Origin of the sequence: uncultured Methanobrevibacter sp., assembly GCF_947169325.1 — an archaeon.
Classification (GTDB): domain Archaea; phylum Methanobacteriota; class Methanobacteria; order Methanobacteriales; family Methanobacteriaceae; genus Methanocatella.
The window spans coordinates 1-12,398 of sequence record NZ_CAMVPN010000075.1; the positions used below are offsets into that span (position 1 = coordinate 1).

7 protein-coding genes and 1 pseudogene are annotated in these 12,398 nt (G+C 39.7%); 3 read left to right on the forward strand and 5 right to left on the reverse strand.

The annotated features are described in order from the left end of the window. From Q0W26_RS09520 to Q0W26_RS09530, 3 genes and pseudogenes are all read left to right on the forward strand, one after another. A pseudogene (locus Q0W26_RS09520) lies at positions 1-199 on the forward strand (hypothetical protein); the annotation flags it as partial. 38 nt (positions 200-237) lie between these two features. Continuing rightward, positions 238-414: a hypothetical protein gene (locus Q0W26_RS09525; RefSeq protein WP_298524449.1), complete on the forward strand. Its 177-nt coding sequence runs from the start codon at positions 238-240 to the stop codon at positions 412-414. Positions 415-453: 39 nt separating this feature from the next. Beyond that, entirely contained in the window at positions 454-663 is a 210-nt protein-coding gene (locus Q0W26_RS09530) for a hypothetical protein (protein ID WP_298524452.1), read from the forward strand. 20 nt (positions 664-683) lie between these two features. Here the strand turns inward: Q0W26_RS09530 and Q0W26_RS09535 are convergent, their stop codons facing one another. The 5 genes from Q0W26_RS09535 to Q0W26_RS09555 form a co-directional block, all read right to left on the reverse strand. Then, the gene (locus Q0W26_RS09535; RefSeq protein WP_298524455.1) at positions 684-983 is read right to left on the reverse strand and encodes a hypothetical protein; all 300 of its coding nucleotides are present in this window, start codon (positions 981-983) and stop codon (positions 684-686) included. A gap of 9 nt (positions 984-992) precedes the next feature. Further along, complete coding sequence (locus tag Q0W26_RS09540; protein WP_298524458.1) at positions 993-1,460, reverse strand: toll/interleukin-1 receptor domain-containing protein; 468 nt, start codon at positions 1,458-1,460, stop codon at positions 993-995. 2 nt (positions 1,461-1,462) lie between these two features. Next, a complete protein-coding gene (locus tag Q0W26_RS09545; protein ID WP_298524460.1) occupies positions 1,463-2,830 on the reverse strand; it encodes a hypothetical protein in 1,368 nt (455 codons plus the stop codon). 106 nt (positions 2,831-2,936) lie between these two features. Further along, positions 2,937-7,298, reverse strand: coding sequence for a right-handed parallel beta-helix repeat-containing protein (locus tag Q0W26_RS09550; RefSeq protein ID WP_298524463.1), 4,362 nt, complete (start codon positions 7,296-7,298; stop codon positions 2,937-2,939). Positions 7,299-7,410: 112 nt separating this feature from the next. Then, the gene (locus Q0W26_RS09555; protein ID WP_298524466.1) at positions 7,411-12,300 is read right to left on the reverse strand and encodes an Ig-like domain repeat protein; all 4,890 of its coding nucleotides are present in this window, start codon (positions 12,298-12,300) and stop codon (positions 7,411-7,413) included. Positions 12,301-12,398 lie beyond the last annotated feature (98 nt).

Consider the following 12,398-nt stretch of genomic DNA (forward strand, 5'->3'; position numbering starts at 1 on the left):
TATAGCAGTACATCAAAATAAGCAACGTTTAATTAATGAAGGTATTGAGCAAGGTATTGAGCAAGGTATTGAGCAAGGTATTGAGCAAGGTGCCTTTGAACTGGCTTTGAAAATTAAAAGGGATCTTGGTTTGGAGAAAGCTATTGAACTTAGTGGGTTTTCTCGCCAGGAGTTAGAAAGTGAGAAATTAAATAGGTGATTTTTTTCACCTTTTCTTTTTTTTGGAGGGTGATTGATTTGTCTGCAACACGTATAGCAGTACATCAAAATAAGCAACGTTTAATTAATGAAGGTATTGAGCAAGGTGCCTTTGAAATGGCTTTGAAAATTAAAAGAAATTTTGGTTTGGAGAAAGCTCTTGAACTCAGTGATTTTTCCCGCCAGAAGCTTGAAAATGAGAAATTAAATAGGTGATTTTTTTCACCTTTTTCTTTTTTTTGGAGTGTGATTGATTTGTCAGCAACAGCTCTTGCAGTTCGTCAAAATAAGCAACGTTTAATTGAGCAAGGTATTGAGCAAGGTTATGAGATTGGTGCCTTTCAAATGGCTTTGAAGATTAAAAGAGATCTTGGTTTGGATGTGGCTGTTGAAATCAGCGGGTTTTCCCGCCAGGAACTTGAAAATGGGGAATTAGTCAGACTATTTCCTAAAGAAATTGATTAAGGAGAATCATCTCCTTTTATCTAATGTTTAAACTTATAATCAAGAGTTTTGTGGACCTCTTCAACAACTTTGTCTGCGAAAATATCCAAATCCTTTTCATCCTTTATTGGCTTTTCGTTGAAAATTCCTTGAATATCGTTTAAAAATAAGTTTAAATGTCCTTCAAGTTCCACATCATCGATATATACCGGAAGTATTAGGGATTGATTTTCAATCGCTGATCTCACTTCAGCGTTGACGATTGGAGAGTTGTTTGAGTTTTTGCTTAAAACTACAATGTTTGCACCATATCTGCTTCCATCCAAAACATTCTCATTCAATTGTTCACTCTAATCTCTTCCAGAATCTAAATCTCCGTCCCATTTTACTTGGAAATCATTTTGCCTTAATTTGCAAACCAGTTTTTTGGTGAAATCCATGTCCTTGTGGGAATAGATGACATTGACCCTTAGGCCTTTAGTGATGATGTCTGAAATCTCATCAATAGGTTTTCCGGATTCCAGATCCCATTCCCATATCTGGCTGTTTTTGCTGTTTCTTCTGTAGTTGCATTCCCTCTGGACATATGGGGATGTTCTTGAATTTTCGCTGACCGCATAGAGGAACCATTTCCTTGCATCGATTTCCCGTTTGATTAAATCGTTGAGCTCTTTGGGATGGTCATCCAGGCATTTCAGATAGAAGCACAGTGGCTCGTAGCCTTCCTCTTCCAGCTTATTTCTCAACTGCCTGATTTTGTCCTTGTCCTTGTGTGAGTGGGATATGAATAGAAATCCACCATCTTCGCATTGATCCATGTTTATCTCCTCACTTTCGCTGTCTTTTTGACTGTGTCCTTGCCGTAGGTTGCCTGATAGGTCACCTTCTTGCCGACCTTGAGCTTTTTAAGGACACTTGATTTGATGGTCACCTTGGCGATTCCTTTGGAGTTTGTTTTCGCCTTGTAGGTCTTGCCGTTGAACTTGAATGTCACTGTTTTCTTTTTAATAGGATTTTTGTTTTTGAGTGTTGCCTGAAGCACCAGCTTTTTGGCGGACTTTTTCACGCTCACGCTTTTGAGGGTCACGACATGCTTGACTGTTATTGTGCTCTGGGCATATACCAGATTGTTTTTCGCTTTAAGGGTGTATTTTCCAGGCTTAAGGCTACTCGGGATTTTAAATGTTATCTTTCCGTTGACTGGTTTGTATGTGTTTGTCTTTGAGTTGAATGTGATTGAAACGCTTGAAAGCTCATAGACAGTCAATGTGATGCTTTTGGATTCACCGCAATATAGATAAACAGTATTTGGGGCGATTATCTGGGGCTCGGCCTTGATTTCAAAAACCTTGCTGATTGTCCTTTTCGGATATGTGTCGTCTCCCGGATATGTGACAGTGACATTGTGCTTTCCGATTCCGGTTAATGTAACGCCGTTTGAAGAGTATGCGTATCTCTTAGCGTCGATGTAAAGCTCAACATCCTTTTTGACGTCCCATGGTGTTGTTACATACACTGCCTCGTTGCCGTAAAGCTCAACGTCAAGATAGTATGTGACATTTACGCTCTTCTCGACTTTAACAGGGCCTGCTCGAACCTCTATTTCATGGTCTTCAAAGGAAAGGGAGTCGATTGGATACTTGTAGTTTCTCTTTGAGGCGATTTGCTCTGAGTGCAGCTTCATGCCGTCGGCATATATTTCAAAATCCCCTTCAACTCCGTCAGCCAAAAAGATTTCAACATTCCTTGAGGCATATATTCCCTGAACCACGGTATCCGGAATGCTTATGATTGCAGGTGTTGCCCTGAAGCTGATGAGCTTGGAATAAGGATTGTAGTGCTTGTTTCCTATAAATTCGAATTTCAGGGTGTGGTTGCCCTCTGTGAGGTTGTAGTTGTAGTATCCTTCGATGTGCCTGAATTCAGTCCCTTTTTCAACGTCCTTTCCGTGATAGTCTATTGTATCGTTGTCGATGTAGATGTTGAATTCGTCCGCTTCACATTCGTCCGGTATGTTGTAGATGTACAGGTCATGCCTTTCGTTTGTAAGCACTTCATCGCCAATCTGGTCGTATAGAATATCAACGTCATCCATAGGGTTTGATGTGGCGTTGTCCTGTGCATTAACTGCGCCGAGAGTTAATGCGAGCAATAGAAAAGATATCAGTATCAGATGTTTCGCTTTCATGATTTTCCTCAAAAACTTGTTATGATATGATTTTTGTAAGTGAAAGCTATTAAAATTTGGGTGTTTGTGTTTAAAAAAAGAAAAGTAAAATAAGGATTTGTGGTCCTTATTTTTTGATTTTTGCTGTCTTTTTGACAGTGTCTTTTAGGTATGTTGCCTGGTAGGTCACCTTCTTGCCCACTTTAAGTTTTTTAAGGACTGTTGATTTTATTGTTACCTTTGCAACTCCTTTTTTATTGGTTTTTGCAGTGTAGGTTTTGCCGTTGAACTTGAAGGTAATCTTTTTGTTTTTGAGGTATTTCTTGTTGACCTTAGCTAATGTCGCCTGAAGCACCAGCTTTTTAGCAGACCTTTTTACTGTGACTGATTTGAGGGTTACCAGGTGTTTTACTGTCAGTGTTTTTGTTGTGCTTGCTCCCAGTGCAGTTGCAGTTATCTTGTAGCTTCCCGGCACGTTGGTTACCTTGTATGTTGCCACTCCTTTGGTGTCTGTGTTTGCCTTTCCGACCTGTTTTTTGCCTATCTTAAAGATCACTTCCGCTCCTTTGACAGGGTTGCCTTCACGGTCATAGACTGTCACTGAGTATTTCTGGCCTGCAGTGTATAGTGCGTTTGTGTTTTTAGCGCTTATTTTTGGATTTTTGAGTTCGATTTCCATTGTAAATCCTTCATAGATGTCGTCCCCAGAGTATACGAATGTGATGTCGTAGTTTCCATCCTTATATGCGGACAGGTCGATTATTGCAATTCCGTTCACGATTTCAACAATCATCACTTCCGCACCGTTTACAAAGACCTTCACGACACCTGTTGCGTTTTCTCCAACCTGCATGATAACTGTGTTGTTGTTTTTGACTTCTGTGTCCTGACTGGATGTCTTTGGGCAGAGGTACATTTCATATTCCACAGGAAGATATTGCTTTGTGCTCTCATCAAAGTAGTTCAGGACGTTTGCGTCAAACAATGACCTCTCATAGGCGAATGTCACAGTATGGTTTCTTGCGGTGAGCTTGGATGTGGAGATTGTGCAGTTGACGATGCCCTCGTCGATGTCTGCAACTGCAAATGTATCTCCGTCGATTTTGATTACCAGGATGTCGGTAATGTTCTTGTCAAATTCCATTTCAACTCTTCCATTTTCACCGACACTGACGTTCTGTTCGATGCTTACTTTTGGCCCGACAGTAAATGTTTTATTTGCGGATTGGGATTGTGTGTAATTGGCATCGCCTTTGAATTTGGCCATGATGGAATAGGTGCCTATTTCATTTGGAACGTGAACATATTTCACGCCGGAATTTACGGTTTCGATTAAAATGCCGTTGATGAACACATCAACGCTGCCGTTGACGTTTGTTTCGTTCAAGACATCTGCAATGATGGAAATCTTCTCTCCAATGCTTAGATGAGTTGCATTGACTGACAGTATTGTTCTGGTCTCAAATTTGGTGTCATTGATTGTATTTACAGGTTCTCCATTTATAGTACAATTGGAGAGGGTTCCTCTAAAGATAACTGTTTCTAAAGAAGTAGAGTTATTAATATCAAATCCGGAATTTGAAATAGAAAACTTACAATTTGTCACACTGCCCTCACTACCGAAGTAAACTGCACCACCATAACGGGAAGCAGTGTTGTTTATAAAATTAGAATTTGCCACATTGCCATTACTAGTTACAGTACCAATACCGCCGAAGCAAACTGCGCCACCATCAGCAGAAGCTTGGTTATTAGTAAAATTACAATTTGTTACTTTACCACCATTCCTGAAGTAAACTGCACCACCACTGCTCCAACCACCAGTTGCTTTGTTATTAATAAAATTACAATTTGTCACATTACCTGCATTATATAAGTAAACTGCACCACCATCACCATTTGCGGCGTTGTTGGTAAAATTACAATTTGTTACTTTACCATCATCCCTGGAGTAAACTGCACCACCACCAAAACGAGCAGAGTTATTAGTAAGATTACAATTTGTCACATTACCAGAATACATCTTAATAGCGCCACCATAACCGGCAGAGTTGTTAGTAAAACTACAATTTGTCACATTACATGCCCACTCAAAGGCAATAGCTCCACCGTACTCGGATGCTGTGTTGTTAGTAAAATTACAATTTGCCACAATACTATCGCCCAATAAGTAAACTGCACCACCATTACCATTAGTTGCAGTGTTGTTAATAAAATTGCAATTTGTCACACTACCAAAACCCATCAAGAAAGCACCACAAGTTGCGGCTTTGTTATTGATAAAATTACAATTTGTTACATGGCTTTCAGTACTTTGGAAGAAGTAAAATGCACCACCATTACCATTATCGGTTACTTTGTTGTCATAAAAATTACAGTTTGTCACGCTGCCAAAACTATTGAAGTAAACTGCACCGCCATTACTGGAAGCAGTGTTGTTAGTGAAATTACAGTTTGTCACATTACCATTACCTGTGAAGTAAACTGCACCACCAGACTCGGATGCGGAGTTATTGGTAAAGTTACAATTTGTTATAGTGCCAGTGTTGCCGAAGTAAACTGCACCACCATTACTGGAAGCAGTGTTATTGGTAAAATTACAATTTGTTACAGTAGCAGTGCAGGTCTCATGTACATATATGGCACCGCCATCCTGTTTAGCAGAGTTTTTAATAAAATTACAATTTACTGCCTTAGCAGTTGAAGAATGATCGAGATAGATAGCGCCGCCGAATACAGTTGCAGTGTTGTTAGTAAAATTACAATCTATCAGACTGCCGGATGAATCGTCAGTGAAATAGACAGCACCGCCCATACCATAATCGCCAGTTGCTTTGTTATCAGTAAAGCTACAGTTTGTAAAATTGCCTTCATCATGGATGGCAACTGCACCGCCCTTATCAGGAGCAGTGTTGTTAGCAAAATTACAATTTGTTACAGTACCTGAATACATCCAGATGGCGCCGCCCTCAAAAGAAACATAATTATTAGCAAAATTACAATCTGTTACAGTGCCTGAAGACATCCAGATAGCACCGCCCATACTATAATAACCATTTGCTTTGTTATCATTGAAATTACAGTTTGTCACATTACCATTACCTGTGAAGTAGACTGCACCACCATATCCATCTGAATAACCATTTTTAAAAACAATGTTTTTTAAAGTTACATTCTCTGCAGTAATTTCAAATATTCTGGATAATTCATTTCCATCGAGAGTGTGGCCTGCACCATCAATTGTAATGTTTTTGGAAATAATAATATGGTTTCCATTGCTGTAGTAGTCATGACCAATTATTAATGTGTCTGTAGAGTTATTGATTAGGGATTGTAAATATTCAAAAGAGGTTACAGAAATTCCATTGACAGTACAATTGGAAATGACTCCTCCCCTAATTGGAATATTAAAATCATCATTGTAGTCGCTTTCAAATTTACAATTTGATATGACTTGATTTTCATTCCAAATATCAACAACTCCTCCGCTGTTACTATAAGGATGGTTTCCATAATAACAATTCACAAAACTGCAATTGGAAATGTAACCTCCATCATCAAACCAGATGATGGCGCCAGCTTCACCTGTAGGAGAATTACAATTCACAAAACTGCAACCCTCTACATAAGCCGAATCACACATTATTGCACCTGCACTACTGCCCGAACAATTTGTAAAAGTGCAGTTTAAAGCAGATCCATTGTCACTTCTATAAGTAATCGCACCGCTTCCCCAAATTGAAGAACAATTAATGAAACTGCAATTATAAACCTGGCCATTAGCAGCTTTAAAATACCATTCAATAGCTCCCGCACCATAATAAGTAACGAAGCAGTTCTCAAAAATACAGCCCGCAACAGAACCATTAGCACCGGCCCACATTATAGCGCCAGTATCATAAGCATGACAATTCATAAAATGGCTATTTAAAACAGAACCATTAGCGCCCTCCCATTGAATGGCGCCACCACCATCCTCAGAAGCAGAGCAATTGTCAAAACTGCAATTTAAAACAGTCCCATTAGTGCCTTCCCAACGAATAGCGCCACCATCATAATAACTGGAAGAAGTGGAATTCCCATTTATAAAATTGATGTTCTTTATAACAACATTTGAAGATGTAACATAAAATATTCTTGAAGCGCAATTTGCATCAAAAGTTGCATTGTTTCCATCAATTGTAACTTCCTTATTGACTAAAATATTTGTTCCGCTTCCCAAATAGTCTTTAGAAAGTACAATTGTATCTCCATCACTGGCTCCATTAATCATTGTTTGAACTTCACTAAAAGAGCCTTCACCTGTTGCAAGTATATCATCATTGGCTGATGATTGGAAAATTGCATTATCGCTTCCATTAACTTCCGAAGATGCCATATCAATACCAATTGCATCATTGGAAGTTTCATTAATATCAGCCGCACTGGCCGCACTTACTGTTAAAATTACTAATAAAAAAGATATTAGCAGCACATGTTTAAACTTCATAATTTCAACCCGATTCGTGAATATATAATAATAATTTTTGCAAAAAGAGTATTTAACATTTGATATTCGGTCGGTATTTAAAAAAGAAAAGTAAAATAAGGATTTGTTGTCCTTATTTTTTGATTTTCACGGTCTTTTTGACGGTGTCTTTTAGGTATGTTGCCTGGTAGGTCACCTTCTTGCCGGCTTTTAGTTTTTTAAGCACTGTGGATTTTATGGTTACCTTTGCGACTCCTTTCTTGTTGGTTTTTGCTGTGTATTTTTTGCCGTTGAACTTGAAGGTAATCTTCTTGTTTTTGAGGTATTTCTTGTTGACCTTGCTTAAAGTCGCTGTTAAAATCAGCTTTTTGGCAGACCTTTTGACAGTAACTGTCTTTAGGCTGACCAGGTGTTTTACGGTCAGCTTTTTGGTGGCGCTTGCTCCAAGTGCGGTTGCAGCTATGCTGTAGGTTCCCGGAACGTTTCCCACCTTATAAGTTGCTACACCTTTGGCGGTTGTCTTTGCCTTTCCCACCTGCTTGTTTTTGATTTTAAAGATCACTTCCACTCCTCCTGCAGGATTGCCTTCACGGTCATAGACTGTCACTGAGTATTTCTGGCCTGCAGTATAAAGCACGCTTGTGTCCTTTGCGGTGATTTTTGCATTCTTGAGTTTAAGTTCCCTTGTAAATCCTTCATAGACATCGTCACCGGAGTATACGAATGTGATGTCATAGTCTCCGTCCTTGTATGCTGAAAGGTCAATTCTTGCAATTCCGTTTATGATTTCAACAATCATCACTCTTTTGCCGTTTACAAATACCTCAACGACACCTGTTGCGTTTTCGCCGAATTCCATAATGATTGTATTCTCATTGTCCGGCTTAAGTTCTGTGGAACTGTTCATCTTGATTGGGGAGAGATACATTTCATATTCCACAGGCAGATACTTGTTCCCGTCAAGGTAGTTGAGGACATTGGCATCAAAGAGGTCTCCTTCATATGCGAATGTCACTGTATGGTTTCTTGCAGCGAGCTTGACAGTTGAAATTGTGCAGTTCACGGATCCGTTTTCAATATCTGCAATTGCAAATGATTTGCCGTCGATTTTGATTACTATTGTGTCTGTGATGTTGTTTTCAAACTGCATTATTATTCTTGCATCCTCTTTAACGGTGACGTTCTGGGAAATGCTTACCTTAGGCCTTACTGTGAATGTCCTGTTCTTTGAGGCTGCACTGTATTTCGAATCGCCTGAGTATTGGACATTGACGGTGTATACTGCACTTGTCAGACCTGAAAATGAATATGATGCAACGCCGTTAGCTATCTGTGAGCTGACAGTCCTGCCTGACAGTGTGAATGTGACGTTTCCTTCTGCATCACTTGGAAGTGTCGCACTTATGACTTCTGTTTCACCTAAGGTAATGTCGCCTGCTGACACGCTGATTTCAGGAGTGTCTTTGGATACTGTGAATGCTGCTGAGGCAGTTGATTGGAGGAAATCCTCATCGCCAGGATATGTGACTGTAATCTTGTAGCTGCCCGGTTTTAAGTCCTCAAGGACATGCTCAGCCTTTCCGCTGATGATTGCCACTGAAACGTTTGAGAATGTTGCATTGTCCTTTAATGTAGTGATTGTCACGCTTCCGGTAGCGTTGTTGTTGATTGTAACTGATATTGTGGCTGTTTTGCCTTCGCTTATAACAGAAACGCTTAAATCCGCATCATCCCTGCTGCTGATTATTTCATCTTTAAGAATCTGTCTTGTGAATGGAGCGTACTTGTCGTCCCCGCTGTAGGTGATGAGGATGTCCTCATCGCTGTTCAGGTTCAGCTCATGAAGGTTTGCCCTTCCGTTTGAAAGCGCCATCATGTAGCAGTCGTTTCCTGCCGCAACGATGATGTTTCCTGTAGCGTCTTCATTCAATTGTATGATGTATCTGTCTGATGACTCTGAAAGCTGAACTTTGGATTCATGTTTTTTAACGGTAATACTCGGTCGTTCTCCCCAATTCTGCGCATAATCGTTATAGATATATTTTTGTCCACCATATATGTATGTATAACTTAAATCGCGATAATGGTCTCCTGCAGATAGATTTGAGAGTGGTATTGTAGCAACTCCGTTCTCGAATGTTGTTGTCATTCCAAACGCTGTTAAGTTCCCTATTGCATCGCTTGCGATTTTCATCATGAAGTACTCATCATCCCCAACGGTGAGTTCTCTAGGATATGTCATGTTATATGTTACATATACTTCCGCTATCTTTTCATAGAGATGGTATTTCGCATCATCAAATCGGATGTAGAAATTATTTTCTCGGAATGTGAAGTTTTCTATAGATACTGTCGCTTTTCCGGCCGCCACATCTGACTGGCCGAGCATTGTGGAGCTTTCGCCTTTCACTTTATAGAGATAAAGTATTCCATTGGCATCGCTTGGCAGTTCAATGTCCAGGGTTATGTTTTCCTCGCCTCCGTAGGTGAAATCTTTGCTGTAGCGCTTGACTTCTCCGTTTATGAGGGGTGCGACTAGGATATTGAATGTACGGTAATCTGCTTCTTCCCATTCTTCTGCATTATCATCGTTGAATCTTGTGAATATCTCATGTTCTCCAAAGCTCAGGTTTGTCAATGTGATGTTTGCCTTTCCATTTGTAAGGTTCACTGTCACGTTGAATCCGGTATTTATGTCTCGAACATATAGCGTTCCGGTTTTGTTTTGAGGGTAATCTGCACTGACGACAATGTCCTCGCCATATTTTAGATACTCGTTATTGATTGAGATTCCATGCTTTTCAACCACTGAAAATGAGGCGCATTCTTCGCTCAGTTCAGGATATTCATCACCGTCATATCTTACACTAATATTGTACTTTCCTATTTCAAGACCTGAAACGTTCAGTTTGGCTTCACCGTTCACGATTGGGATTACATAGTCCTTATCCACATTAACGATCAGATTTCCTGTCACTTCTTTATTTACATTGAATGTCAGTGTCAGATTATCTCCGGCGCTGATTTCACTTTCAGAATCAGTATTAGTATTCCATCCGATATCATAAACCGCATTGATGCTTTTTTTCATTGATTTTCTGATGTCTCCGGCAGTATAAATCAGCTCGACATCATGCTTTCCACGGGTGAAATTGAATGTAATATCGTTCGAATTCTGAGTTTTTTTAATAAAATCCATTTTTACTACTTTGCCGTCCACAACAAGGGTATAATATCCATCACTGTAACAGGTATCGATATCGGCAATGCTGTAGATGTGGTCGTAGTTGGAAATGGTATACTCGTTATCCTGGATGCTCATGATCACGTCAACTATTTCAAATGTGCAGGTGGCATTTGCCGGATTGTAATTGTTGTCTCCAAGATATTCGAACTTGAGGGTGTGGTTTCCAACATCAAGGAATGACAAATTAAATGTATTGTCAATATAGGTACCCCCCCATGAATCGATTGTTATGTTTGTCCTTTTAAGGAACTCGCCGTCCACATATACATTGATGTCTCCTGTGGCGTCACTAGGCATTCCTTCTAAATCAAAATATGAATAGCTGCGGCCTTTGATTGTTGGGCCGTATGATGAAATGCTAAGATTAACGTCCGGACTGTTGCCTGATAGCTTAATGATGTCATAAGAGGTACGGTATGTGAAATCTTCATTATCAAAATACACATGCACGCTCAAAGTTTTATATATTTCGGTTCCGAAACCATCTTCAGCACTTTCAAGGTTAAAGAGTTCAATGCTTCCGAATCCGTTGGTCACATTGACGCTGCGTGTTTCCTCGTTTTCATATTCTCCGATGGTCAATGTCAAAACGCCGCTGTACTCTTCAGGCATTGTTATTGTCAAATTGCCGGGTTTAGTGCCGTATATGGGGTTTACTTTGATTATTGGATTTACGTCAACATATGAAGTGAAATAACTGAATCCTCCTTCCACATCAATGACTTTTCCCAAACTGGCATTGTAGTCGCTTCCGGTATAGTTTGCATAAATGTCGGTGCGTCCCATCTTCAAACTGTCCAATGTTATGTTTGCAAATCCGTTTATCACAGGAGCTGATGCAATGAACTTGTATCTTAGAAGTTCAAAGTCACCAAGGAGGGCTTCATAAACACTCAGATTGCCCTTTGCATCGGAAGGCATGTTTATGCAGACGTAAGCGGTTTCATTGTAGGCAATTGAATCGGACCCCAGTCTGATTTTAATCTCAAGGGGGATGTCCATTGAAATGGTTTCTGAAGGGTAATCGTCTCCTACATAACTGAATTCAAGAGTGTTGTTTCCAAGGTTAAATTTACTTGGCTCTATTGATAGGACATAGCCCTGGCTTTCAAGTTCAGAGGCACTGATTGTGTACTGTTTGCCGTTAATCTTATATATTATGTTTCCTTCTGCAAAATTGGGGATTACTATTCGGATTTCAAGGTTTTCATCGTATCCGAGAATGTATTTTTCTTCACTCTCTTTCATGTTAATTGCATCAAATCCCCAGTTTCCTGTGAATGTATATGTTTCGTTGAATCCTTCAAAGGTGTCGTCGCCTGAATACACCACATTGACTGTGTAGTTCTTATAGGTCAGTTTTGGCAGGCCCAATTTGCTTGCTGAATAGTCTACTTCTTCGTATTCATAAACGTTTTCGTTTGCATACATTGTGCCGTCAATGAATATGGAAAGCCTTCCGTTTTGCCCGCAGGTGTAGAACACATAACTGATTAATGTTCCATCAGGGTCAGTTATGTCATATCTTTCTTTAACGCTAATGTGATAACTGAGTTCTTCAGGGTCTTCTTCATAATATCCGGGGTCATCTTCTGGATCGTCTTCCGGGTCTTCTTCAGGGTCATCTTCCGGATCACCATAATTTAAATCGTTTTCATCATCACCAATTGTATTGGTGTCGTCTACGCTCAATTCAAGATCTTGCGTTTCATCAACTGTCAGATTGTCAGGTAGAATATTGTCGGATGCACTGGCAGCTCCAATTGTTAAAATCACTAATAAAATCGATATTAGTATGATGTGTTTAATCTTCATAATTTCAACTCTAAGCTTTATATGGTATTATTTTTGTATGAGAAAGGTATTTATAATTT

Excerpts from the sequence above, each read along its gene's own strand:
- Q0W26_RS09540 (WP_298524458.1), bottom strand. The coding sequence starts at position 1,460 with ATGGATCAATGCGAAGATGGTGGATTTCTATTCATATCCCACTCACAC.
- Q0W26_RS09545 (WP_298524460.1), bottom strand. The coding sequence starts at position 2,830 with ATGAAAGCGAAACATCTGATACTGATATCTTTTCTATTGCTCGCATTA.
- Q0W26_RS09550 (WP_298524463.1), bottom strand. The coding sequence starts at position 7,298 with ATGAAGTTTAAACATGTGCTGCTAATATCTTTTTTATTAGTAATTTTA.